General features: G+C 28.9%; 24 protein-coding genes. 12 read left to right on the top strand and 12 right to left on the bottom strand.

What is annotated here, in order from left to right; translation table 11 throughout:
* The first annotated feature begins 26 nt into the window (after positions 1–26).
* From KO506_RS05510 to lepA, 3 genes are all read left to right on the top strand, one after another.
* The gene (locus tag KO506_RS05510) at positions 27–1,121 is read left to right on the top strand and encodes a TolB family protein (RefSeq protein WP_215993896.1); all 1,095 of its coding nucleotides are present in this window, start codon (positions 27–29) and stop codon (positions 1,119–1,121) included.
* A gap of 70 nt (positions 1,122–1,191) precedes the next feature.
* A complete protein-coding gene (locus KO506_RS05505) occupies positions 1,192–1,467 on the top strand; it encodes an EF-hand domain-containing protein (protein ID WP_215993895.1) in 276 nt (91 codons plus the stop codon).
* A 111-nt stretch (positions 1,468–1,578) separates the two neighbouring features.
* The gene (gene lepA / locus KO506_RS05500; RefSeq protein WP_215993894.1) at positions 1,579–3,375 is read left to right on the top strand and encodes a translation elongation factor 4; all 1,797 of its coding nucleotides are present in this window, start codon (positions 1,579–1,581) and stop codon (positions 3,373–3,375) included.
* Positions 3,376–3,455: 80 nt separating this feature from the next.
* On the opposite strand, the gene KO506_RS05495 is transcribed toward lepA, so the two are convergent.
* Positions 3,456–3,716, bottom strand: coding sequence for a hypothetical protein (locus KO506_RS05495; RefSeq protein WP_215993893.1), 261 nt, complete (start codon positions 3,714–3,716; stop codon positions 3,456–3,458).
* Between the two features lie 377 nt (positions 3,717–4,093).
* Between KO506_RS05495 and KO506_RS05490 the strand changes: the two genes are divergently transcribed.
* A complete protein-coding gene (locus KO506_RS05490) occupies positions 4,094–5,248 on the top strand; it encodes an iron-containing alcohol dehydrogenase (RefSeq protein WP_215993892.1) in 1,155 nt (384 codons plus the stop codon).
* A gap of 210 nt (positions 5,249–5,458) precedes the next feature.
* Here KO506_RS05490 and KO506_RS05485 read toward each other — a convergent pair whose 3' ends face one another.
* The 4 genes from KO506_RS05485 to KO506_RS05470 all read right to left on the bottom strand — a co-directional run bounded on the left by KO506_RS05485 (position 5,459) and on the right by KO506_RS05470 (position 10,661).
* Positions 5,459–6,223 (bottom strand): LytR/AlgR family response regulator transcription factor, encoded by a 765-nt coding sequence (locus KO506_RS05485; protein WP_215993891.1) that lies wholly within the window; start codon positions 6,221–6,223, stop codon positions 5,459–5,461.
* A gap of 59 nt (positions 6,224–6,282) precedes the next feature.
* Positions 6,283–7,290, bottom strand: a complete 1,008-nt coding sequence (locus tag KO506_RS05480) for a sensor histidine kinase (protein WP_215993890.1) — start codon at positions 7,288–7,290, stop codon at positions 6,283–6,285.
* Between the two features lie 15 nt (positions 7,291–7,305).
* Complete coding sequence (locus KO506_RS05475) at positions 7,306–9,678, bottom strand: outer membrane beta-barrel protein (protein WP_215993889.1); 2,373 nt, start codon at positions 9,676–9,678, stop codon at positions 7,306–7,308.
* Between the two features lie 284 nt (positions 9,679–9,962).
* On the bottom strand, positions 9,963–10,661 hold the full coding sequence (locus KO506_RS05470; RefSeq protein ID WP_215993888.1) for a zinc metallopeptidase: 699 nt from the start codon (positions 10,659–10,661) through the stop codon (positions 9,963–9,965).
* 148 nt (positions 10,662–10,809) lie between these two features.
* On the opposite strand from KO506_RS05470, the gene KO506_RS05465 reads away from it, so the two are divergent.
* The 6 genes from KO506_RS05465 to KO506_RS05440 all read left to right on the top strand — a co-directional run bounded on the left by KO506_RS05465 (position 10,810) and on the right by KO506_RS05440 (position 15,201).
* On the top strand, positions 10,810–11,847 hold the full coding sequence (locus KO506_RS05465; RefSeq protein ID WP_215993887.1) for an asparaginase: 1,038 nt from the start codon (positions 10,810–10,812) through the stop codon (positions 11,845–11,847).
* 239 nt (positions 11,848–12,086) lie between these two features.
* Positions 12,087–12,809 carry a MotA/TolQ/ExbB proton channel family protein gene (locus tag KO506_RS05460; protein WP_215993886.1) on the top strand — a complete coding sequence of 241 codons (723 nt, stop codon included), beginning with the start codon at positions 12,087–12,089 and terminating at the stop codon, positions 12,807–12,809.
* 8 nt (positions 12,810–12,817) lie between these two features.
* The gene (locus KO506_RS05455) at positions 12,818–13,282 is read left to right on the top strand and encodes a hypothetical protein (RefSeq protein WP_215993885.1); all 465 of its coding nucleotides are present in this window, start codon (positions 12,818–12,820) and stop codon (positions 13,280–13,282) included.
* A gap of 3 nt (positions 13,283–13,285) precedes the next feature.
* Entirely contained in the window at positions 13,286–13,930 is a 645-nt protein-coding gene (locus KO506_RS05450) for an ExbD/TolR family protein (protein ID WP_215993884.1), read from the top strand.
* A gap of 24 nt (positions 13,931–13,954) precedes the next feature.
* Positions 13,955–14,419, top strand: a complete 465-nt coding sequence (locus tag KO506_RS05445) for an ExbD/TolR family protein (RefSeq protein WP_068362736.1) — start codon at positions 13,955–13,957, stop codon at positions 14,417–14,419.
* A gap of 107 nt (positions 14,420–14,526) precedes the next feature.
* Positions 14,527–15,201: a porin family protein gene (locus KO506_RS05440; RefSeq protein WP_215993883.1), complete on the top strand. Its 675-nt coding sequence runs from the start codon at positions 14,527–14,529 to the stop codon at positions 15,199–15,201.
* Here the strand turns inward: KO506_RS05440 and KO506_RS05435 are convergent.
* From KO506_RS05435 to asnS, 3 genes are all read right to left on the bottom strand, one after another.
* Positions 15,196–15,795: a hypothetical protein gene (locus KO506_RS05435; protein ID WP_215993882.1), complete on the bottom strand. Its 600-nt coding sequence runs from the start codon at positions 15,793–15,795 to the stop codon at positions 15,196–15,198. The two genes, KO506_RS05440 and KO506_RS05435, sit on opposite strands and share 6 nt — an antisense overlap.
* Entirely contained in the window at positions 15,795–17,252 is a 1,458-nt protein-coding gene (gene rpoN / locus KO506_RS05430) for an RNA polymerase factor sigma-54 (RefSeq protein ID WP_215993881.1), read from the bottom strand. The genes KO506_RS05435 and rpoN overlap by 1 nt, the downstream gene beginning before the upstream one ends.
* Positions 17,253–17,336: 84 nt before the next feature.
* The gene (gene asnS, locus KO506_RS05425; protein WP_215993880.1) at positions 17,337–18,770 is read right to left on the bottom strand and encodes an asparagine--tRNA ligase; all 1,434 of its coding nucleotides are present in this window, start codon (positions 18,768–18,770) and stop codon (positions 17,337–17,339) included.
* 135 nt (positions 18,771–18,905) lie between these two features.
* Between asnS and KO506_RS05420 the strand changes: the two genes are divergently transcribed.
* Positions 18,906–19,952, top strand: a complete 1,047-nt coding sequence (locus KO506_RS05420; protein ID WP_215993879.1) for a hypothetical protein — start codon at positions 18,906–18,908, stop codon at positions 19,950–19,952.
* Positions 19,953–19,962: 10 nt separating this feature from the next.
* On the opposite strand, the gene KO506_RS05415 is transcribed toward KO506_RS05420, so the two are convergent.
* From KO506_RS05415 to pyrH, 4 genes are all read right to left on the bottom strand, one after another.
* Positions 19,963–20,691: a LuxR C-terminal-related transcriptional regulator gene (locus KO506_RS05415; RefSeq protein WP_215993878.1), complete on the bottom strand. Its 729-nt coding sequence runs from the start codon at positions 20,689–20,691 to the stop codon at positions 19,963–19,965.
* A gap of 210 nt (positions 20,692–20,901) precedes the next feature.
* The gene (locus KO506_RS05410) at positions 20,902–23,265 is read right to left on the bottom strand and encodes an efflux RND transporter permease subunit (RefSeq protein ID WP_215993877.1); all 2,364 of its coding nucleotides are present in this window, start codon (positions 23,263–23,265) and stop codon (positions 20,902–20,904) included.
* Between the two features lie 96 nt (positions 23,266–23,361).
* A complete protein-coding gene (gene frr, locus KO506_RS05405) occupies positions 23,362–23,916 on the bottom strand; it encodes a ribosome recycling factor (protein ID WP_215993876.1) in 555 nt (184 codons plus the stop codon).
* Between the two features lie 23 nt (positions 23,917–23,939).
* Positions 23,940–24,650, bottom strand: coding sequence for a UMP kinase (gene pyrH / locus KO506_RS05400; protein WP_215993875.1), 711 nt, complete (start codon positions 24,648–24,650; stop codon positions 23,940–23,942).
* A gap of 221 nt (positions 24,651–24,871) precedes the next feature.
* Between pyrH and tig the strand changes: the two genes are divergently transcribed.
* Positions 24,872–26,197 (top strand): trigger factor, encoded by a 1,326-nt coding sequence (gene tig, locus KO506_RS05395; protein ID WP_215993874.1) that lies wholly within the window; start codon positions 24,872–24,874, stop codon positions 26,195–26,197.
* Positions 26,198–26,246 lie beyond the last annotated feature (49 nt).

Genomic DNA, 26,246 nt, shown 5'->3' with positions numbered 1-26,246 from the left:
AGCAAAGTTAATTAATAAATAAGAAAATGAGAATTCTTTCTTTACTTGTATTAGCGTCTTTGCTATTTTCTTGCAAAAACGATAAAAAACCAACCGTAGAAAAATCGACAAAAGAAGTTGTAAAAGACTCTTTAATTTATCCAGAAGAAACACATTTTAAAAGTATAAGGCAAGTTACATTTGGTGGCGATAATGCTGAGGCTTATTGGAGTTTTGATGACAAACAATTAGTGTTTCAATCAAACTTTAAAGATTGGGGAGTAAACTGCGACCAAATGTTTTTAATGAATGCTGATGAAACATTTAAAGGTACTCAACCACCAATGATTTCTACAGGATTAGGTCGTACAACTTGTGCATATTTTTTACCAGATAACAAACATTTTGTTTATGGTTCTACACATTTAGTTGATAAAGAATGCCCAGATGTTCCTTTGCGTAAAAACGGAAAATACGTTTGGCCTATTTACGATTCGTTCGATATTTTTGTGTCTGATTTAGAAGGGAATGTAGTTAAACAATTAACCAATGAAGTTGGTTATGATGCAGAAGCAACAGTTTCTCCTCAAGGAGATAAAATTGTATTTACATCTACCAGAAGTGGAGATTTAGAATTATATACCATGAATATTGATGGTTCTGATGTTAAACAAATTACAGACGAATTAGGTTATGATGGTGGTGCATTTTTCTCTCCTGATGGAACTAAATTAATCTTTAGAGCATCAAGACCAAAAACTAAAGAAGAAATAAAAGCATACAAAGATTTATTAGCCCAAGGTTTGGTTGAACCAACTGATATGGAATTATTTATTTGTGATGCTGATGGGTCTAATTTAAAACAATTAACAGATTTAGGAAATGCCAATTGGAGTCCGTTTTTTCATCCTTCAGGAAAAAAGATTTTATTCTCATCAAATTTTGAAGCAGAAAGAGGTTTTCCTTTCAATTTATATCTAATTGATATTGATGGTAAAAACCTAGAAAGAGTAACACATGGAGAAACTTTTGATGCTTTTCCTGTATTTTCTAATGATGGTAAAAAACTTGCTTTTTCTTCCAATAGAAATAATGGAGGAGGACGTGATACAAATTTGTTTATTGCAGAGTGGCAAGATTAAAAATTTATTTCCAATATGATTTTAATCTTGTTTAAAGGATTAAAAATTATATAATTAAAAAATTATTACAATGGGAGCAAAAGAAAATATATTAAAAGACATTCATACGTTTATTTCAGGTCAGTTTTCAAATCCAGAAGAAGCATTCCAAAAGTTCGATAAAGACAAAGATGGATCTTTAAACAAAGATGAAATTAAAGATTTATTAAAAGAAGCTGGCGTAAATAGCTTTTTAAGAGGTTTGGTTGCTGGAGAAATGATTAAAGGTTACGACAAATCTGGCGATGAAACCATCAATTTTGAAGAATTTAAAGTTGCAATTGCAGAGTTGAATCGAGATTATTAATCTAACCCAAAAATAGTTCTAAAAGTACAATGGTTTCATTGTGCTTTTTTTATTTGACAAGGTGTGTAAATAACATATCTTTGTCAGTTGAAAGTAGTTAGAAAACGAAGTATGAAGAACATAAGAAACTTTTGCATAATCGCTCATATTGATCATGGAAAAAGTACATTAGCAGATAGATTGTTAGATTATACTGGCTCTGTAACAGAACGTGAAAAGCAGAACCAGTTATTAGATAATATGGATTTAGAGCGAGAACGTGGAATTACCATAAAATCGCATGCCATTCAAATGGATTACGTTCACAATGGAGAACCATTTATTTTAAATTTAATTGATACTCCAGGTCACGTAGATTTCTCTTACGAGGTTTCTAGATCTATTGCAGCTTGTGAAGGTGCCTTGTTAATTGTAGATGCTGCACAAAGTATACAAGCACAAACCATTTCTAACTTATACTTGGCTTTAGAGAACGATTTAGAGATAATTCCGGTTTTAAATAAGGTGGATTTACCATCAGCAAATCCAGAAGAAGTTACAGACGATATTGTAGATTTATTAGGTTGCGATCCAGAAGAAGTAATCCACGCAAGTGGTAAAACAGGTTTTGGAGTTGATAATATTTTAACGGCAATTATAGATAGAATTCCTGCACCAAAAGGTGATCCAGAAGCACCATTACAAGCTTTAATTTTCGATTCTGTTTACAATTCTTATAGAGGAATTGAGACTTATTTTAGAGTGATAAATGGAGAAATCAAAAAAGGTCAAGAGATAAAGTTCATGGCAACTGGTAAAAATTATTTTGCTGATGAAGTTGGTACTTTAAAACTTGAACAGGTTGTAAAAAAATCTGTAAAAACTGGTGATGTTGGTTATTTAATTACGGGTATTAAAACAGCTAAAGAAGTAAAAGTAGGAGATACAATTACAGACGCACACAAACCAACAACAGAAATTATTGATGGTTTTGAAGACGTAAAACCAATGGTTTTTGCAGGTATTTACCCTGTGGATACAGAAGATTATGAAGAGTTGCGTTATTCTATGGAAAAATTGCAATTAAATGATGCTTCTTTGGTATTTCAACCAGAAAGTTCTGCAGCTTTAGGTTTTGGTTTTCGTTGTGGGTTCTTAGGGATGCTGCACATGGAAATTATTCAAGAACGTTTAGAGCGTGAGTTTAATATGACAGTAATTACAACAGTACCTAACGTTTCGTATCATGCGTACACAAAAAAGGAACCTGATGAATTAATTATGTTGAATAACCCAACAGATTTACCAGATCCTTCTAGATTAGATAGAGTAGAAGAGCCTTTTATTAAAGCTTCAATTATTACAAAATCAGATTTTGTGGGGCAAGTAATGAGTTTGTGTATTGAAAAACGTGGGCAAATTGTAAATCAGACCTATTTAACAACACAAAGAGTTGAGTTAATTTTCGAAATGCCATTAGCAGAAATTGTATTCGATTTTTACGATCGTTTAAAAACGGTTTCTAAAGGATACGCTTCTTTCGATTATCATCCAATAGGTATGAAAGAATCGAAATTAGTAAGAGTAGATATTTTATTAAATGCACAGCCAGTAGATGCGCTTTCTGCACTTTTACACGCAGACAATGCTTATTCAATTGGTAAAAAAATTGTTGAGAAATTAAAAACTTTAATTCCAAGACAACAGTTCGATATTCCTATTCAGGCAGCAATTGGTGCAAAAATTATTGCCAGAGAAACTACAAAAGCTTTACGTAAAGATGTTACAGCAAAATGTTATGGAGGAGATATTTCTAGAAAACGTAAGTTATTAGAAAAGCAGAAAAAAGGGAAAAAGAGAATGCGTCAAGTTGGGAATGTAGAAATTCCACAAGAAGCATTTATGGCAGTTTTAAAATTGAATGATTAATTCCGTTTAAAACAAAATATTAAGAATAAAAAAACCTTTTTGAGAAATCAAAAAGGTTTTTCTAATCTGCAATTCTTTTTTTAATTATTGCAAGATTCATTAACATATTCTTCAAATGTTTTATCATTTGGAATACTTACAGTTATACTTGTGGAACTAGATGGGGTTGCAGAAGTACTATTTGATATAGTAACTGTTCCATCTCCATTATTGCAATGTGTTTTAATTATATATTTTCCTGTAAACTCATTTAAAACTCTACAACTTTCACAGTTGGAATCATCATCACTTGAACAGGCTAAAAACAATATTACAATTAATACAGAAATAATTTTTTTCATAAGATTTTTTAAAAACAAATATATTTATAATATGTAAATTGAAAAAAAAATATTAACTTATTACGTAAAATAGATTTAAAGCTAATTCTTAAAACTGATAAAAATTAGGAATAAAAAAAGAATGTGTCAAGTAGGGAATGTAGAAATTCCGCAAGAAGCATTTATGGCCGTTTTAAAATTGAATGATTAATTCCGTTTAAAACAAAATATTAAGAATAAAAAAAACCTTTTTGAGAAATCAAAAAGGTTTTTTGTTTTAGGTTTTTTTGTTTAAAAAAAATAAAAAATAGATGTGATAAATGTCATGTTATACTTCCGTTTTCTAATGGAACTTTGTAGTAGTAAATCAATAGTGAGTCATTTAAAAAAAATAAAATATGTTACAAAATAGAAGAATATATTTGCCACCATTAAGCCTTATTGGTCCTGGAGCTTTAAAAGATTTAGGAGAAGAATTAAAAACGTTACATTATAAGAAGGCTCTTTTTGTTACTGATAAAATTTTGGTAAAATTAGGAGTTGCTCAAAATGTATTGGATGTTATAAAATCTGCTAATATTGAAACTGTTGTTTTTGATGACGTACATCCAAATCCAACTGTAAAAAATGTTGATGATGGGTTAGCATTATTAAAAGCAAATGATTGCGATTTTATTATCACTTTGGGTGGAGGATCTCCACAAGACTGTGGAAAAGCAATTGGTATTTTAGCTAAAAATGGAGGTCATATTGAAGATTATGAAGGAATTCATATGTCAAAAAATGCTTCTTTACCTATTGTCGCAATTAATACTACTGCAGGTACAGCAAGTGAAGTAACGATTAATTATGTAATTACAGATGAAAAACGCCATATAAAAATGGTAATGGTAGATAAAAACTGTTTGGTTTCTATCGCTGTAAATGATCCTGTATTAATGTTAGGGAAACCAGCATCGTTAACAGCAGCTACAGGTATGGATGCTTTAACGCATGCTATTGAAACTTATGTTACAAAAGGAGCTTTTGGTTGGTCTGATGCGCTTGCATTAGAAGCTATTAAGTTAATTTCTCAGAGTTTGGAAATAGCTGTGGTAGATGGTCAAAATCTTGAAGCAAGAAGTAAAATGGCCTGGGGTCAGTTTATTGCTGGTCAGGCATTTTCAAATGCAGGTTTAGGTTTTGTGCACTCTATGGCACACCAACTAGGAGGTATGTATGATATGCCTCATGGAGTTGCAAATGCAATTCTATTACCTTATGTTGAAAAGTTTAATATCCCTTCTTGTGCTCATAAATTAAAAAAAGTGGCAAGAGCAATGGGTGTAGGAGTTTTAGAAATGAGTGACACGCAAGGTGCTAATGCAGCTATAGAAGCTATTAAAGCACTTTCAGAATCAGTTGGTATTCCATCAGGATTAAAAGAATTTAATGTTAAAGAAGAAGATTTTGAGGAAATGGCAAAAAATGCCTTAGCTGATGTATGTACAGGAGGAAACCCTAGAGAAGTTACGTTAGAAGATACTATAGCAATTTATAAAGCTGCTATGTAAAATATAAATCGTTATTATAATGATTTTTTAGTAAATTTGTGTTAAGTAAAACCACTTTGCCTAGGCAAAGTGGTTTTTATTTCTATTGTTCTGTATTTAAATATTTTCTTTCTCAAAATTAATAAGTATTAAAACAGAGCTTAGAAATATTTTTTTCACAATTTAATGAATTGCAAAATTAGATTGTATGGTAAATGCTTTTGTGAAAATTTAACTCTCCAACCATTTTCTAAAGTCAGAAGTTATAGAAGAGCTTGTCATTACTTTTTCTTTATAATTTTTTACAGAAATCAATAATCTGTTTTTAAAATGACTTTCTATATTTTCTATAAAATCGATATTTATAATTTCGCTTCTATTAATTTTAAAGAATTTTTTAGGATTTAACTGCTGATGAATTGCTCCTAAATTTTGTGAAATTGTATGTCGTTTTCCGTCTTTATCATTTACCAAACAGAAATCTCCAGAAGCAGTTATTAAAGCAATGTCTATGGCATTTAGCAATTGAATTCCTGTTGTTTTTTTAATTACAAAACGTTTTTTATAATTGTGGTTTTCTTCTTTTAAAGCGGATTTTAAAACATCAATAGTTTTATTATTTAAAGTATTGTAAGAACCTTTTTTAAATAAAGCTTGGTATTTTTGAATTGCTTTGTTAAAATCGTCTTGAGAATAAGGTTTTAAAATATAAGCAATTCCGTTTGTACTAAAAGCCTGAAACAAATAATCATCGTGAGCAGAACAAAAGATAATAGGTGCTTTTACATCAATGCTATTAAATAAATCAAAAGACAAACCATCTAAAAGCTGAATGTCTGATAGAATAAAATCGTAAGAATTTTCTGCTAAAAGTTTTTTTCCATCAACAATAGAACGTGCCCAATCTTGCGATGTTTTTACATCAAAATAAAGATCTAAACACTTGGTTAGTTTTTGATATGCAGGAATTTCGTCTTCTAAAATTAATATTTTCATAGTTGTCTTATTTTTCTGCTTGCATTTCTGTCTTGTGGAGAAGTCTAATTGATAAAAATTTAGCTGCTTAATTCAATGATCGGAATAAAAATTTCAAATTTAGTATCCATATTATGAATTTGAATTTTCTCATCCGAAAGTAATTTATAACGTGCTTTTAAATTATCTAAACCTGTGCCAAAAGATTCGTTTGTAGATTTTGTTTTCGATTTAGAATTGGTAATTATCAACCAACCTTTATTAATGGTTATTGTGGTTTTAATAGCATTTGTTCCATCAGTTTTATTGTGTTTTACAACATTTTCTAATAAAGTTAAAATAGATCCTGTAGGGATAAATTTATCAATTAAAGTGATGTTTTCTTCTATTGTAAACTCATAATCATCAGCAAATCTTGTTTTAATTAAAAAGATATAGTTTTTTGCAAATTCAATTTCATTTGCAAGTTCCATAACTTCTGCATCCTTTGTTTTAATTAAATACCTGTAAATTAAAGACAGGCGATTAATGTATTCTTTGGCTTTTGCAGGATTTGAATCAATTAAAGAATCTAATGTATTTAAATTATTGAATAAAAAATGAGGATCTATTTGAGAACGCAACAATTTTAATTCATTTTCCTTTTGTTGTTTTTGAACTTCTAATAAATCTTGTTGTCCTTCATAGAATTTTTTCATCAGTAAAACCCCTAAAGGAAAACCAACCATATCAGTAGCATTATACAAGCCATTTTGCAAATAATTAAAATAATTAGAAATAGTATTCAAAGATCTACCTGCTGTTAATCTACCAATCAAATTTTCTAAAGTGCCAACAACAGTTAGTAATATTAAACTGATGATAAAAAATTGTAAATAAGCTTTTTTATGTACTAAAAATGTAGGTACAATTTTTTGAATAAATACCAATATTAATATCGTTGATAAAAGTGCTGTTGATGGAAAATCTATTAAATATTCTATTAACTTTTTCTCTTCTTTATAGTAATCGATACAGCCTAAGAGAATAGTAACTCCGTAAATTAAGGAAAGAATTACCCAATCAGATTTGTTTAATTTCGTGTTCATAGTAGAACGAATATATTAATTACTATCGTTAATTCTGTTCTCTTCGTCTGTATTTCTGTTTCTGTTGGCTTTTTTCTTACCAAATTTAGAACCAAAACTGTAAACTAATCTTAATTGAATATTTTGTCTAGAACCATTGCTTTCTACAGCAGCAGTTCCATTTCCATAATCTATAGTTCCGTTAAAACCTCTATTTAGCACTTTACTAAAACCAAGATTTACCTTTAATTTATCATCTAAAAACTTTTTACCAAAAGAAAAATCTAAATCTGCAAACCAATCTGCTTCAATTTGTCCTTCTAAAGCTCCAGTTCCGTAATTTGCACTCAATTCAAAATTAATATCTGCAGGTAATTGGTAACTAGCTTGTAGAAACCAAATTAAGTTCCATTTGTTTAAATCTACACCATAAGTAGAAGATTGGTAATCTGTATTGGTAACAATTATACCAGTGTAACCTTCTAAACCTTTTGTAAAGTTTACAGGTGCAAACAATCTAAAATTCCAGTTGGCATTATTTTCTACATTTACATCCTGTTGTCTTATTTGTGCAGTTTCGTTGTCTTGTTTTATTAATTGAAAAAGTACATCATCTGTTTTGCTGTAACCAATTGTAAAAAATGGTTGTCCTTCATAAGTTAAGTTAAATTGATAATTGTTAGTGTAAGAAGGTGTTAAATTCGGATTACCTTCGCCAGCAGAATAAGGATCTAAATAGGTAGCAAAAGAGTTTAAACTGCTGTAAGAAGGTCTTTGAATTCTGTAACTATAAGATAAACTTGCACCTAAAATATCATTAAATTTTCTGCTGATAGAAGCACTTGGAAAGATTTTTTTAATTGGTCGTTTTTTTACTTCGGATATTATTACTCCATTGTCTAAAAAAGTTGAGGTTCCATCTGTATTACTATCTTCATAACGTAATCCACCAGAAAAAGACCATTTGCCAGAAGTTGCATTAATTTTAGAATACAAAGCAAAAATGGTTTCATCTATTACAAAACGACTACTTTCATCATCATCTTTATCAAAATTACCATTTGTGTTTTGAGAAAAAGATTGTAAATCGTTGTCTGTTTTCACATCAGCAAAACGAGTACCAGCACTTACTTTTAAGTTGTCTGAAAATGTTTTTGTATAATCTGCTCTGTAAGTTTTTATAGAATATGTACCATCTTGAATGTATTTTCTGTCTGTAAAATCTATTGTGCTACCTGCAACATCAGATAAAATGTTTGTATTGTCGTTGGTAAAATCTACATAATTAAAGTCGATAACTAATTTGTCAGTTTCTGTTTTGAATTCGTAATAAGGGTTGATGTTAAAGTTTTTTCGTTCTCTATCAAAACTGTTTTCAGAAAATAAAGTATTTGTAGTATTGTCATCAGAAATAATGGTTTCGCTAGTTGCAATTCTGTCTGAGTTTCTTGTATTTATTCTTGCTCCAATACCTATTGAATTTTTGTCGTTAATATAATAATCTAAACTACCACCAATTCTAAAATTAACAGGATCGTAAGGTTCTCTAGTAACTTGATCGTAAGTTTCATCGCCTACAGTTCTTATTAAAAACAAATCTTCTCTCCAAGTTGGTTGCGAGTAACCTGCATTTGCTTGCCAATTTAATTTGTTTTTATAGCTAGCAATCGAAAAACCAGAACCCCACTCAAAACCTTCGTCTTCACCAATCCAAGTATTTACGCTACCATGTGTGCCTAATTTTACGTTTTTCTTTAAAATAATATTGATGATTGCTCCAGAACCAGAAGCTTGATATTCTGCACCAGGTTGTTCTACAACTTCAATTTTTGCAATATTATCCGCAGGAAAATCACGTAATAAAGTTTCAACATCCATATATTCTGTAGTTTTTCCGTTGATTAGAATTCTAACTCCACTGTTTCCGGCAATAGATATTCCGTTATTGGTTACCAAAACACCAGGTACTTTTCGCATAACATCTTGTAAGTTGGTATTAATCATTTCAGATTTTTCTAAATCTACAATTAACTTTTCTGCTGTTTGTTTAATTACAGGTCTTTTACTTTTTACAACAACCTCGTTTAAGGTTTGTGTTTCTTCTTTTAAAGTGATGTTAAGTGTTTTGTCTGAGTTTAAATCAAAAGCATCAATAATTTGAGATTTAAAACCTAGCATCGAAATTTCCATTTTGTAATTTCCTGTACCTATTTTTTCAAAAAGATACGTTCCATCATCATTAGAAACAGTTCCATTTGGTTTTGCTTCTTCACCTGTTTTGTACAAAATAATGTTTGCAAAAGGTAAAGGCTGATTTTGTTCGTCAACAATTTTACCAGAGATTTTGTGTTGAGAAAATGTTGTTAAAATTCCGAAGAAAAAAATGATGGTAAATTTTAAGGTTTTCATAAGAGTGATTTTTTTAGTTGCTGTTTTAATATTGGTTGATTTGTTTTAATAGAAATTGAGTTCAATTCGAATTTTTATAAACTGCTATTTTAATTACACTGTAAAATTGCTGGATTTTTAACACTTTTAAAATGCAAATCTGATGAACTGGGTTAAAATCCCGATAAACAGATTTCTTTTTCTATTTAAGCAAGACGCTTAAAATCAATAAAAAGTTTCCTGCATAAAAAAAAGCTTCGATAAAAATCGAAGCTTTATAATTAAAATATTTTATAAAAATGTGGTTAATCTCTACCACCTAGAACTTGCATTCCCCAATATAAAAGCATCGCTAAAGAACCTAAAGCAGCTACTAAATACGTTCTTGCAGCCCATTTTAGTGCATCTGTTGCACCTGCTAATTCTTGTTGAGAAACCATATTTTTGTTTCTTAACCACGCTAAAGCTCTATTACTAGCATCGTATTCTACAGGCAAAGTAATAAAACTAAAAACAGTGGCAATTGCCATTAAAGCTAAACCAGCAACAGCTACATAATAACCAATACTAGCATTACCAGAAGCAGCACCTAAAATTAAACCTCCAATTACCATCCATTGAGAAAATTTAGAAGAAATACTAACTACAGGCACTAATTGAGAACGTAAAGTTAACCATTGATAAGCTTTTGCGTGTTGTACTGCATGGCCAACTTCATGAGCTGCAACAGCTGCAGCAGCTGAATTTCTTTGGTTGTAAACAGCCTCACTTAAATTTACAGTTTTATCTCTAGGATTATAATGATCTGTTAATCTACCAGGTGTAGAAATTACTTTTACATCAAAAATACCATTATCAGCCAGCATTTTTGTAGCAATCTCAGCACCACTCATTCCGTTTATTAAATTGATTTGAGAATATTTTTTAAATTTTTGTTTTAATTGATTGCTTACAAGCCAACTCACTAAAGAGATTGCACCAATTAATATATAGAACTGCATCATAATTTTATTGCGTTTTAAAAATTTATATCATTTTTGTTTGATAAATTTACAACATAAATTATTCCAATCTAAATTTTAAAGTTAAAGAACTTTTATTGGCATAGATTTAATCATTAAAATTAAGAATTCATTAAGAATAGATGTCAATATGGCAAAGAAACCAAACATTTTAATTGTTTATACAGGAGGTACCATTGGTATGATTAAAGATTATAAAACAAATGCTCTAAAGGCTTTTGATTTTAGTCAGATAGTAAATAAAATTCCAGAATTAGAACAATTAAATTGTAATATTGAAACAATTTCTTTTGAAGAACCAATGGATTCTTCTAATATGAATACCTTATATTATAAAGAAATTGCAGAAACCATAGAAGAAAATTACAAAAAGTTCGATGGTTTTGTAATACTTACAGGTTCAGATACCATGTCTTATATATCGTCAGCAATCAGTTTTATGTTAGAAAACTTGCAAAAACCTATAATTTTTACAGGTTCTCAACTACCAATTGGTGATTTACGAACGGATGCTAAAGAAAATTTAATTACCTCTATAGAAATTGCTTGTTGTCAAAAAAACAATAAACCTATTATTTCTGAAGTTTGTTTGTATTTTGAATATAAACTTTATAGGGCAAATAGAACAACAAAAATAAATGCAGAGCAATTTGAAGCATTTACTTCTATGAATTATCCGCCTTTGGCAGAAAGTGGCGTTAATTTGAATTTTAACCAATATTATATTAGTAAACTTTCAGATACAAAAAAAGAACTTGTTGTAACAAAAGAATTAGTAAATGACATTGCTATTTTAAAACTGTTTCCAGGTATTACTAAAAGAGTTGTGCAAAGTATTTTAAATATTGATGATTTAAAAGGGGTAATTATAGAAACTTATGGAGCAGGTAATGCACCAAACGAACTTTGGTTTTTAGAGTTATTGAAAAAAGCAATTTCTAAAAATATAAGAATTGTAAATGTTACACAATGTTCAGGAGGTAGTGTAGTGCAAGGTCATTATGAAACTAGTTTAATTTTAAAAGAAATAGGTGTTATTAGCGGAAAAGACATAACTACAGAATCTGCAGTAGCAAAATTAATGTATCTTTTGAATGAAAATTTACCTTTAAATGAATTTACAACCTATTTTGAACAATCTATTAGAGGGGAAATAACTAATGAATAACTAAAATTTTAGTAAAGATTTTTGCGAACTCCATTTTTTCTAGAATAAAACGTGTTAAAACCGAGAAATAGCGCAAAAAAATTTTTTTATGCATAACATTTTTTGTTACTTGGCAGTCTCTTAAACGAAAATGAAGCTGTTGTTAGTAAAAAATAGATAAAATGCTTTTTATTTTCTGTTTTTGAGATGAAAATTTATATCTTTAACCCGTTAACTATTAAAATTAATTTATAACTAAGATGAAAAAAGTAGTAAATGTCTTATCTGTAACAGGATTTATGTTTTTTGGAGCTGTACAATCCTCTTTTGCTCAAGAAGCAGCAACAGAATCACAAACGTTTCACCAAATATTAAAGCAAAACTTTATTGATGGTGGTCCAGGATTTATGGGAATTGTATTAGTAGCTTTAATTTTAGGATTAGCTATTGCCATTGAAAGAATTATTTATTTAAATATGGCTACAACTAATACTAAAAAATTATTAGCAAATGTAGATGATGCTTTAAGTTCTGGTGGTGTAGAAGCTGCTAAAGAAGTTTGTAGAAATACAAAAGGGCCAGTTGCATCTATTTTTTATCAAGGTTTAGATAGAGTTGATGAAGGTGTAGAAGAAGCAGAAAAAGCTGTAGTTTCTTATGGTGGAGTTCAAATGGGTCAATTAGAGAAAAACGTTTCTTGGATTTCTTTATTTATTGCATTAGCACCAATGTTAGGTTTCATGGGTACTGTAATTGGTATGATTGGAGCATTTAACGATATTGCTGTAGCAAATGATATTTCTCCAGCAGTAGTTGCAGGTGGTATTAAAGTAGCTTTATTAACAACAGTATTTGGTTTAATTGTGGCTATTATTCTTCAAATTTTTTATAATTACATCGTTGCAAAAATCGATAGTATTGTAAACAATATGGAAGACGCGTCTATCTCTTTGATAGATTTATTAGTAAAGTATAAAAAATAATATTCAATATGAAAAGTAATAAAATTTTAAGTATTTTCATTGCTGCAATTGCTATAATTGGAGGTATCCTTTTCATAAGAATATTTATGGAAGATGCTGAAGTTATTGAAACAAATGTAGATGTTGCTAACAGCGTTGTTAGTCCTCTTATCTATTATTCTACTTGGTTATTTTTAGCAGGTGTAATAATTACAGTAGTTCTTTCTTTAGTAAGTTTAGTAAGAAACCCAGAAAACTTAAAGAAAACCTTAGGTGGTTTAGCTGTATTAGCTGTTCTTTTAGTTATCGCATATTTCTTATCAGATAGCAAGGCAGTTTATGATGCAAATGGAATTGGTGTTTTACCAGGTGGTGAAGAAGGTTCTTCTGTTAATCAATGGGTAGGAGCAGGAATTTGGTATAGTGTTATACTTGGTGTAATAGCAGGTGGATTCTTTATTTGGGATTTATTAAAAGGATTAGTTAAATCATAATATATGGCAAGAAGAGAAAATCCAGAAATTAACGCAGGTTCTATGGCAGACATTGCTTTTCTGTTATTAATTTTCTTCTTAGTAACCACAACAATGAATGTAGATTCAGGTGTCTCTAAGAAGTTATCAGAAAAACCGCCAGCAGACTATGTTCCTCCTGTAATTAAAGAGAAAAATATCTTTGAAGTAAACATTAATAGAAATAACGAACTTCTTGTAGAAGGAGAACGTATGGAAATTAAAGATATTAAAGATGCCGCTGTTAAATTTATAGATAATGGTGGTGGAATTGGTAAACCTAGTGAAAATGGTACTCCTGGTAAAGCATGTGATTATTGCCAAGGTGATAGAAGTGATGATTCTTCAGATCACCCAAATAAAGCAATTATTTCTGTTCAGAGTGATAGAGGTACAGGTTATGGAACGTATATTGAGGTTCAGAACGAGTTATTAAGAGCTTACAGCGAATTAAGAAACAGATTGTCTAAACAACGTTATGGAATTACTTTCGACGAATTAGAAGAATCTTTTAAAGACGCTAAAAAGAGTTCAGAAGGTTTGAATCAAGTTGATGCCTTAAGAAAAAAAGTTGAAGATATCAAAACTGCATATCCTCAAATTATTTCTGATGCTGAGCCAACCTCATAATTAATTTAAATTTAAAACAAAACTATGTCTAAATTTAGAAAAAAGAAAAAAGGGATTCCTGCTGTTAATACAGCAGCATTACCAGATATCGTTTTTATGTTATTATTCTTTTTCATGGTAACTACTACTATGAGAGAAACGAATCTAGTAATTGAAAATCCAAGATTACCAAGTGCTACTGAAATTAAAAAATTAGAAGATAAAAGTTTGGTAAGTACTATCTATGTTGGTAAATCTAAAGATCCTAATAGAGATGGTGTTGGTTATAACAAGATTCAGTTAAATGATAAAATTTCTACTGCTGAGCAAGTACCTGCTTTTATTTTTAGTAAAAGAGATAAATTAGCAGAAGCTATGCATCCTTTTATGACAACTTCTATAAAAGCAGATAAAGAATCTAATGTAGGTACAATTATAGATATTAGATTAAAATTAAGAGATGTTAATGCTCTTAAAATTAACTATTCTTCTACTGCACCTGCTAATTAGTAGTACAGAAAATTATATAAAAGGGTTAATTCTTAAGAATTAACCCTTTTTTGGGTTTAAAGAAGTTATTTTAATTAATTTGTATATTTAATATTTGTTATTTAAATATGAAAAACATTATTTATTTTGCATTATTTTTATTCTTTAGTCTAAACGTTTATGCTCAAAAAGATTCTTTGCAATTAGGAGATAGATATGCAGAAGATCAAATTTATACTTCTATTTCTTATGCTCAATATTTTGATCAACCAGAAGGTATAAGTAGAAGTGGTTTTTCTTATGCATTATCTTTTGGTTTTATAAAAGATTTTACCTTAAATAAAAAAGGAAATGTTGCAATAGCATTTGGTGTAGGTTATGGATTTGATTTCTACAACCATGAGTTAAAAGTAGAAGAATTTAATAATATTACAAGTTTTAGTGATGGTAGTTCTTTAACTTCAAATCTTTTTAAAACACATAGTTTAGAGTTTCCTTTAGAGCTAAGATGGAGAACGTCAACAGCAAAGAAATATAACTTTTGGAGAATTTATGGTGGTGTAAAGTTTTTATACAACCTTTCTAATAAATTTGAGTTTGAAGAAAATTCAACCGTTTTTACATATAAAAATGTTAGTTCATATAATCAATTTCAATATGGCTTAACCCTTTCTGCTGGGTTTGATGAATTTAATATCAATATTTTTTACAGCCTAACACCAGTTTTTGAAAGTGCAACCTTTAATGGAGAAGATATTAATTCTAGTATTCTTAAATTCGGACTTATATTTTATATATTATAAGATATAATTTAAAAAAATAGGAGTAATCATCCCTAGAAAAAAACCAATATATACTTCTTTTTTGTTGTGAGCATTTAAATGTAATCTAGCACTTGCTAAAATACCAGAGAGTAATATTAATATTATGATTACAATGATATAAGATTGTGAATTATTAGTGCTTAAAACCAAGAAAAAGCCTGTAGGTATACTTATAGATAATAAATGAATACTTGCTTTAATTTTAAAAAAGAATAGAATATATATTATTATTAAACCTATAGAAGTAGCATAAAATAATAATGATAATTCTCTTAAACTTGAAAGGTTACTCATTGTATTTCCTAAAAAATAAAATAAAAATATCATTAAAGAAACAGGTAATTTTCTTTCTTTAATACTTTCTGTCTGAAAATTTTTAATAAGCTTAAATTTCTTTAAAAGTACCAAAACTAATAGTGGAATTAGATAGGATGAAATAAATATTAAGCTTAAAACACTAAATTTTTTATCGCTACTTAAGTTAATAGGTATCAATAGAAAATACAACATAACACCTAATGTTGGTGTTACAATAGGATGTAAAATTGTTGATATGAACTTGTGAAAACTCACTAAATTTCTTTACGTAAACGAGCCACAGGTAAATCTAACTGTTCACGATATTTAGCAACTGTTCTTCTTGCAATAGGGTAACCTTTTTCTTTTAAAATTTTCGACAATTTTTCATCAGTTAGAGGTTTCTTTTTGTCTTCTTCAGCAATTACTGTTTCTAGAATTTTTTTTATTTCTTTAGTAGAAACATCTTCACCTTGATCATTCTTCATAGATTCTGAGAAGAATTCTTTAATCAATTTAGTTCCATAAGGTGTAGAAACATATTTGCTGTTTGCTACTCTAGAAACTGTAGAAACATCCATATTAATTTTATCTGCAATATCTTTTAAAATCATTGGTTTTAACTTGCGCTCATCACCTGTTAAAAAATAATCATATTGATAATGCATAATAGTATTCATTGTAACTAAAAGCGTTTGCTGGCGCTGTTTAATAGCATCTATAAACCATTTTGCAGCATCTAGTTTCTGTTTGATAAAAAAGACAGCATCTTTTTGAGATTTACTTTTTGTATTAGATTCCTTATAACCTTTTAGCATATTATTATACTCTCTAGAAACGTGCAGTTCAGGAGCATTTCTTGAGTTTAAAGTTAAATCTAATTCACCATCAGTTATTTTAATTGAAAAATCTGGTACAATTTGTTCTGCAATTTTATTATTACCAGCATAAGAACTACCAGGTTTTGGGTTTAATTTTGAAATTTCTTTATTAACTTCTTTTAATTCTTCTTCAGAAATATTAAACTTTTCTTGTAGTTTCTTGTAGTGTTTTTTTACAAAATGATCAAATGCATTTTCTAAAACATCAATTGCCAGACTTCTAGTTTTATTACTGTTTTTTGCTTTTAATTGTATTATTAAGCATTCTTTTAAATCTCTTGCACCAACTCCAATAGGATCTAAAGTATGAACTGCTTTTTTTAATACAGAAATTACTTTTTCTTCGGATGTAAAGATATTGGCGGTAAAAGCTAAATCATCAACTAAATCTATAATTTCTCTTCTAATGTAGCCACTATCATCAATACTACCGACTAAAAATTCTGCAATTGCACGTTCATCATCATCTAAACTATAAGTGTTTAATTGATTTTTTAAAGACTGATGAAAACTTGTTCCTGCAGCATAAGGTACATTCTTTTCTTCATCATCAGATGAGTAATTATTTGCTTGAGTTTTATAGTTAGGTATTTCATCATCACTCAAATACTCATCAATATTAATATCTTCTGCATCTATTTTTTCTGTACCAGCATCATCATATTCGTTAGATAAATCTTCATCAAAAGTATCAGATTCATCTTTACCAGTGTCTAAAGCTGGGTTTTCTTCAATTTCTTGCTTTAAACGTTCTTCAAAGGCTTGTGTGGGCAATTGAATTAATTTCATCAACTGAATTTGTTGAGGAGATAATTTTTGAAGTAGTTTGTATTGTAAACTTTGTTTTAGCATAGAAACAAATATAAGAAATCGATTAAAATAAAATCGTCATTCTTTTTAGGAATGACGATTTGAATATTTAATTTTAAGATTTTATTAAAACTCTGCGTTTTGTGGAGTTCTTGGAAAAGGAATTACATCTCTAATATTACTCATACCTGTTGTAAATTGTACTAACCTTTCAAAACCAAGTCCAAAACCAGAATGAACTGCAGTACCATATTTACGTAAATCTAAATACCACCATAATTCTTGTTCTTCAATATCTAAGGCTTTCATTTTATCAACTAAAACGTCATAACGTTCTTCTCTTTGTGATCCACCAACAATTTCACCAATTCCAGGAAAAAGAACATCCATAGCTCTAACTGTTTTTCCATCATCATTTAAACGCATGTAAAATGCTTTGATATTTGCAGGATAATCAAATAAAATTACTGGACATTTAAAATGTTTTTCTACCAAAAAACGCTCATGCTCTGATTGTAGATCTGCTCCCCAATCTGTAATAGGAAACTGAAATCTTTTCTTTTTGTTGGGTTTAGAGTTTCTTAATATGTCTATAGCTTCTGTGTAAGAAACACGTTTAAAGTTGTTATCAACTACAAATTTTAATTTTTCTAATAAACTCATTTCGCTTCTTTGAGCTTGAGGTTTACTTTTTTCTTCTTGTGTTAAACGTTGATCTAGAAAGGCTAAATCGTCTTTACAATTTTCTAAAACATCATTAATAACAGATTTTATAAAATCTTCTGCCAAATCCATATTACCATCTAAATCCATAAAAGCGACTTCTGGTTCTATCATCCAAAATTCTGCTAAATGACGTGTGGTATTTGAATTTTCTGCTCTAAAAGTAGGACCAAAAGTATAAGCTTTACCTAAAGACATAGCAAAAGTTTCTGCCTCTAATTGGCCAGAAACTGTCAAATTGGTTTCTTTACCAAAAAAGTCTTTTGAATAATCTATTTTTCCATCTTCTGTTAAAGGTGCTTTATTGTCTTCGAAATTAGTAACTCTAAACATTTCTCCTGCTCCTTCTGCATCTGAACCTGTAATAATAGGTGTGTTTACATAGTTAAAACCATTTTCTTGAAAATACTTGTGTACTGCAAAAGATAATTTAGAACGCACACGCATAACTGCACTAAACGTATTTGTTCGCATACGTAAATGTGCATTTTCTCTTAAAAATTCGAAACTATGTTTTTTAGGTTGAATAGGATATTCATCTGGATTTGAGTCTCCTAAAATTTCAATTTCAGAAACTTGTATTTCTACAGTTTGTCCTCTTCCTTGACTTTCTACCACAGTTCCTTTAACAGCAATTGCTGCTCCAGTAGTAATTCTCTTAAGAGTATTCTCATCTGTATTTTCAAAATCAATAACGCATTGAATGTTTTTTATAGTAGAGCCGTCATTTAGTGCTATAAATCTATTACTCCTAAAAGTTCTTACCCAACCTTTTAATTGTACTTCCTGTAAAACAGAATCCGTTTTTAAAATTTCGGCAACGTTTTTCTCTGTCATATTTTACTATTCTTTGATTTACTATAAAATTTACTGAAATGTAAATATACTTTTTTTGTAGTAAAATATGCAGTGGTTTTTTCTTGAAATTTAAAAAAGATAAAAAAAAATTATCTTTGAATTATAAAAATTACTATGAAAAAAACAATTCCATTCAATAAAATTCTAAAACAATTAAAAGCAGATTTAATTGGGAAAGATTCTTACAGAGGCATTACATTAACTTATGCCTGGCTTGCCAATCAATTTGGACATATTTCATTAGGGTTTATACCTACTTTTATTTTATTCCAATTTTTTAAGATTGATGTTATTAATGGAGCAATTTATGTTTCTTTAACCTGGTTACTTTTCGAAATTTATAATTTTTTAGGACCACTGTTGAGCAAAAAAGAATCTGATTCAAATATTATTTTTATCCCTAAAAAATCGAAATATACATTTAAACCAAAATGGGGTAATGTTGCTTTTGATACGTTTACAGATGTTTGTTTTTTTACTTTAGGTGCATTTTTATTTTGTTTATCAATTATAAAAGATGATAATGTTTATGTTATTATTTTTATAATTCTTTTAAGTATTTATTTACTTTTTGCGTCAAGATATTGGTATATCACAAAAATGTATCAGGTTTATGCAAAATTTCCTTTTCAATTTCGATTAAGTCAATGGGATTTTAATATTAATAGAGATGATAAATTAAAAGTTGAAAGTTTTTTAAACTCAAAAAAAGGAGAAGGAAATCATTTATTAATTTATGGCAATTTTGGTTCGGGTAAAACAAGCTTGGGAGTTGGTGTTTTAAATGAGTTAAGCATTAAAAATAATTGTAGTTTGTATGTAAATGCAATTAAAATTTTTAATTATTTTTTTGATGAAGATGATGAATTAGAAACTTATGAAATTTGGAATTGGAGGACAACCGATTTTTTAATGATAGATGACATAAATCCAAGTGAACCAATAGAAGATGAATTAATATCACCAGAAAAATTATTAAGTTTTATTGATACTTTACAGCACGAAAACAATAAGAATAGAGAAATTTTAAAAAATAAAAATGTGATTTGGGTTTTAGGTAGCAAACAAAATTTAGATATTGATGAAAAAGATAAATGGAAACAAATGTTGTTAAAAATAGGTGTTGAAGAAAATAAAATTTCAAAAATAAATCTTATTTAAATTATTGTTTCTATAAAATATAGTTGTCATATGCAAAACTGATTAAATGTGGTAAACTTTTTACATTAAAACGTTTGTATAATGGTATTATTCTTTTTTCTATAGCTGATTGGCTAACTCCTAGTTTTGATGCTATTTCTTTAAAGGCAAATCCTTTAGATGCTAATTCTAAGGCTTCTTTTTCTTTTCTAGAAATACCTAATTCATTAAATAATTGATCGTTTAAAGTATCTTCAAAGCCATCTTTTTCTGGTCCAAAAGCTGCATATTGCATAACATTTCCTAGTTTTCGGGTATGGATTTTTTCAGAAATACCTATAACTTCTAATATGTTTCCATTGTAAGACTTGTAAACACCAACCCTAGAAAACAAAGGAATAGTTTCTCCATTTTTATGGATTTTTTCAACTTCAATGGTAAAACTATATTTGTCTAAATCTTTTTTTTTGGTTTTTAGAAATTGTAAGGCTTTGTCATTTAATTCGCTAGAGAAATTAAAATGTCTTTTAGATGAACTACTTATTATTTTTAGTAAAGTAATTTCTTCGTCTTTATAGCCTAATAAATCTTCCCAGCCATAAGCATAAACCATTCTTTCTTTAACAAAGGAATATATGTATATAGCCTGACCTACAAATTGAGGTACTTTTTCTTTGTACTCTTTATAGGTTGGGTCTTTGATATCAAAAGGGATATCTGACACCCTTTCTCTTGTGTATTTCCCAAAACTCTCTTTCATATTCGTAAATTTAACGAAAACTGCGAAATAACACAGTTGTTTTTTTCTTAATACTTTGCTAAATTTGTTATGAAAAAGAACGTTTGTTTAGATAGAAAATTGCTATGAAAAGGAATAATTGTTTTAAAAAAAGTTAGTCCCCCTAATTTAATTCTAGAATAAGCCTTTATTAAATGTAATAATTTAATAAAGGCTTTTTCCTTTTATAGGCTATTCTTCCTTAGGAGGAATAATTTTCATCTTAGGTTCTTTAAATACCTTTTTATTGGCTATTTTTTTCTCGAAAGTTAATAGTAATGAAGGTAGTAGCAGTAAGTTAGAAACCATTGCTAAAAGTAAAGTTACTGAAACCAAACCACCTAAAGCAATTGTGCCTCCAAAACTAGATAAGGTAAAAGTTAAGAAACCGAAAAACAAAACGATAGAAGTATAAAACATACTTACACCAGTTTCTTTTAAGGCAGCATATACAGAGGGTTTTATTCTCCATTTATTTGCGATTAATTCTTGTCTGTATTTTGCTAAAAAGTGAATTGTATCATCCACAGAAATACCAAAAGCAATGCTGAAAACTAATATTGTAGATGGCTTTATTGGTATATCAAAAAAGCCCATTAAACCAGCAGTTATTAATAAAGGTAAAATATTTGGCAGTAAAGAAATTAAAATCATTTGAGGTGATCTAAACATCCAAGCCATAAAAATTGCAATTAAAAATATGGCTAATGATAAAGACAGAACTAAGTTTGTGATTAAATAATTGGTTCCTTTTATAAAAACCAAAGCTTTACCAGTAAAAGAAACTTCGTATTTTTCTGATGAAAATTCTTTATTAACAACAGCCTTTAATCGCTCTTGAATAATATCCATTTTATCTGTGCCAATATCTTTCATATAAGTCGTTATTCTTGCATAACGTCCTGTAGAATCAACAAAATTCTTTAACAAACCAGCATCGCTATTTGTGTTTTTTGTATATGAAAAAATATAACCTTGCTCTTGACTTGTTGGTAATTGATAGTATTTTGGGTTTCCTTTATAATAAGCTTGTTTTGAGTATTTAACAAGATTTACTACAGAAATAGGCTTAGATAGTTCAGGAAAAGATTCAATAGCTTCATTAATTTTATCCATCTTTTTTAAGGTAGATAATTTCATTACTCCTTTATCTTTTTTGGTATCAATTAAAATTTCTAGAGGCATTATACCTCCAAATTCATTTTCAAAAAACTTAATGTCTTTATAAAAGCCCATGCTTTTAGGCATATCTTCTATTAAACTACCAGAAACTCTAATTTTATAAACCCCTATTATACTTAATACAATAAAGATAACCGTTGCAAAATAAACAGTTATTCTTTGTTCTCTTACCATTTTTTCCATCCAGTTTACCACATTTTCAATCCATCTTCTTTCTAGATGGTTTAAATGTTTTTTCTTTGGATGAGGCATAAAGCTATAAATGATTGGTATAATCAATAAAGCAAGAATAAAAATACTGATGATGTTTACGGATGCTAAAATTCCGAATTCACGAAGTAAATTACTTTTAACAAAAACAAAGGTTGCAAAACCAGATGCAGTTGTAATGTTGGTCATTAAAGTAGCATTACCAATTTTAGAAATTACTCGCTGTAAAGATTTAGCTTGGTTACCATGTTTTTTTATTTCTTGTTGATATTTATTAATCAAGAATACTGCATTTGGCACACCAATTACAATAATTAAAGGCGGAATTAAAGCTGATAAAACCGTAATTTCATAGTTAAACCAACCAATAAAACCAAAAGCCCAAGTAACCCCAATTAATACAACTAGAAGTGTAATAAAAGTAGCTCTAAAAGATCTAAAAAAGAAAAAGAATATAATAGCAGTAATAACTAAAGCGCCTAAAACAAATAATAAAATTTCGTCTTGAATATTTTGCGCATTTAAAGTTCTAATATAAGGCATACCAGATATGCGTACATCTACATTATTATCTTTTTCAAATTTTTCTACAATAGGGATAAGACTATCAAAAATAAAGTTTTTACGTTTTGGCGTATTTATTATTTCTTTATTGATATAAATTGCAGTTTGTAAAGTACCTGTTTCTTTATTAAAAAGTAAGTTGTCGTAAAAAGGTAGTTTTTCGAAAAGTTGTTTTTTTATTTCTAAAACTTCTTCTGATGATTCTGGTTCATCTTCATAAAGAGGTTCTAGTACAAATTTTCTTTTATTTCTATCTGCTTTTAATTTTTGAACATCTGCAATAGAAAGTGTAAAATCTATTTCATCTAGTTCATCAAATTGATCTACCAAACGATTCCAAGCATTAAACTTTTCTGGAGTAAAAACAGTAGAATCTTTTATTCCAAGAATTACTAGGTTACCTTCTTCACCAAAAATTTCTAAGAATTTGTTGTATTCTATGTTTGCTTCATGATTTTCTGGCAACAGATTGGCTTCTGTGTGAGAAAATCGAATGTTTTTCATTTGCGTTGCTAACAAACCTGTAATGATAGCAATACCTAATAAAACCAAGTAGCGGTTTCTTAAAATAATACCCGCAACTTTTGTCCAGAAATTCATTTAAAAAAAATTTGTGCAAAGGTAGTTAAAATGTTGCAGGGAATTTAAACAAAAAAAGAGTGTTTTAAAACACTCTTTTTTATAACGCTATACAGTTTAAACCGTCATTATTTCTTTCTCTTTTACTACGAGAATATCTTCAATATTTTTTGTGAAGGTATTGGTTAACTCTTGTACATCAGCTTCTGCATTTTTTTTCATATCATCAGAAATATCAGTTTTTTTGATGTCGTTATTGGCATCTTTTCTTGCATTTCTAACGCCTACTTTTGCATGTTCTGCTTCTGCTTTAGCTTGTTTCGTTAAACCAATTCTGCGTTCTTCTGTTAATGGTGGTACGTTTATCATAATAACATCACCATTATTCATTGGATTTAAACCTAAATTTGCAATCTGAATTGCTTTTTCTATAGGTTGTAACATGTTTTTTTCCCAAGGTTGTATGCTTAATGTTCTTGCATCTGGTGTATTTACGTTTGCCACTTGCCCTAAAGGTGTTTGAGAGCCATAGTAATCTACCATAACTGTACTTAACATTGCAGGTGTTGCTTTACCTGCTCTAATAGAACGTAATTCTTTTTCTAAATGCTCAATGGCATTATTCATAGCTTCTTTAGCACTATCTAAAATAAATTCAATTTCTTCATCCATCTTTTTAAAATTTAAAGATTCTTTTATAAAACATCAACAACAGTACCAATTTTTTCTCCAGAAACTAATTTCATTAAGTTTCCTACTTTATTCATATCAAAAATAATAATTGGTAGTTTATTTTCTTCACTTAAAGTAAATGCAGTCATATCCATTACTTTTAATCCTTTTGTAATAACATCTTTAAAAGAAATAGAATCAAATTTTACTGCATTTTTATCTTTTTCTGGGTCTGTATTATAAACACCATCAACTCTTGTTCCTTTTAAAATAGCATCTGCATTAATTTCTATAGCTCTTAAAACAGCAGCAGTATCTGTAGTAAAATAAGGGTTACCAGTACCAGCACCAAAAATAACAACACGCCCTTTTTCTAAATGTCTAATGGCTTTTCTTTTAATGTAAGGCTCAGCAACTTCTTTAATTTCTAAAGCAGTTTGTAAACGTGTATGTACATCTTCATCTTCTAAAGCACTCTGTAAAGCCAAGCCATTTATACAAGTTGCTAACATACCCATATGATCTCCTTGTACACGATCCATACCATTACTAGCACCTGCAACACCTCTAAAAATATTTCCACCACCAATTACAATGGCAACTTCTATACCTTTTTCTACAACTTCTTTAATTTCTTTAGCATATTCCGCAAGACGTTTTGGGTCTATTCCATATTGTCTATCGCCCATTAAAGCTTCACCACTTAATTTTAAAAGAATTCTTTTATATTGCATTTTTAGTTGATTTTTGTGCCTCTGTATAGAGAATTTTAGTTAAGCAAAATTAAGTATTTTTTTTATTTATAAACGAATCACTGCTACAGTTTTAGTTTTTAATTATTTACAGAAATTAAATACGATTCGAAATTACTGAAATAGAAGTGTTTAAAGAGTTGTAAAATCAATTTAATTGATTAATTTTGCACTCGATTTTTTAAGAACTAGATTAATAAGAAATGAATATTACAAAAGAGAACGTAGATGCATTAAATGCAGTTGTAAAAGTTGATATTGTTGCAGAAGATTATCAAGCAAAAGTAACAGAGGTTTTAACAGATTACCGTAAAAAGGCAGATATTCCTGGTTTTAGAAAAGGGCATGTACCTATGGGAATGGTTAAAAAACAATATGGTAAATCTGTAATGATTGATGAAGTAAACAAGCTTTTACAAGATTCTTTAAATAAATTTATAACAGAAGAAAAATTAGATATTTTAGGTAATCCTTTACCAAGAATTGAAGAAGATTTTAATTGGGATGCAGAAACTTTTTCTTTTGAATTTGAATTAGGATTAGCTCCTGAATTTGAAATTGATTTATCAGCAAAAAATAAAATAAAGCAATATAATATTGTTGCTACTGATGAATTATTAGAAGAAGAAGTTAAAAACATTCAGACTCGTTATGGAAAAATGAGTTCTTTAGATGAAGCTACTGAGCATTCTAACGTAACTGGTACATTTGTTAACGAAGAAAAAGAAATCAATAAAAAAGGTACTTTTTTAGTTAACGATTTAAAAGGTAAGAAAAACGAAAAGAAATTAATTGGTACTAAAGTAGGTGATGTTGTTGAGTTAGAGACAAAGAAATTATTCGAAGACGATCATAAATTAGAACATCTTTTAGGTCTTTCTCATGATGAAATTCACGATTTAGATATCAAAGTAACTTTTACTGTAGAAGAGATTACAAAAACAGAACCAGCTGAATTAGACAAAGAATTATTCGATAAATTATTTGCTGATGGTAGCGTTTCTACTGTAACTGAGTTAAAAGAAAAAATTAAAGAAGATGCTGAAAAGCAATTCGAGCAACAAGGAGATCAATATTTATTAAATGCTGTACAAGAGTATTTAATAGAAAATACAAAATTCGATTTACCTGCTGAATTTTTACAAAAATGGTTACAAACTGCTGGTGAAAAACAATTAACACCAGAAGAAGCAACAGAAGAGTATAAAAAATCTGAACAAGGTTTACGTTATCAATTAATTGAAGGTAAGCTTATGAAAGATAATGATATTAAATTGGATTATGCTGAATTGGTAGATTACGCAAAAGGATTTATCAGAACTCAAATGGCTCAGTTTGGTAACATGAATCCAGAAGAAAAAGAATTGGATGATATTGCTGGTAGAATTTTACAAAACCAAGAAGAAGCGCAAAAGTTACAATCTCAATTAATTAGTCAAAAATTATTGACTTTCTTTAAGGAGAATATCAACTTTAAAACAAAAGAAGTTTCTTACGAAGAGTTTGTAAAAGAAGCATATAAGAAATAATTTCTATTAAGATTTTATAATCTTTAGTAAAGAAGAATTGTCTTATAAT

The organism is Polaribacter vadi (assembly GCF_018861005.1).
GTDB lineage: Bacteria > Bacteroidota > Bacteroidia > Flavobacteriales > Flavobacteriaceae > Polaribacter > Polaribacter vadi_A.
The sequence above is the reverse complement of the archived record's forward strand: the minus strand, read 5'-3'. Positions and strand labels throughout refer to the sequence as shown.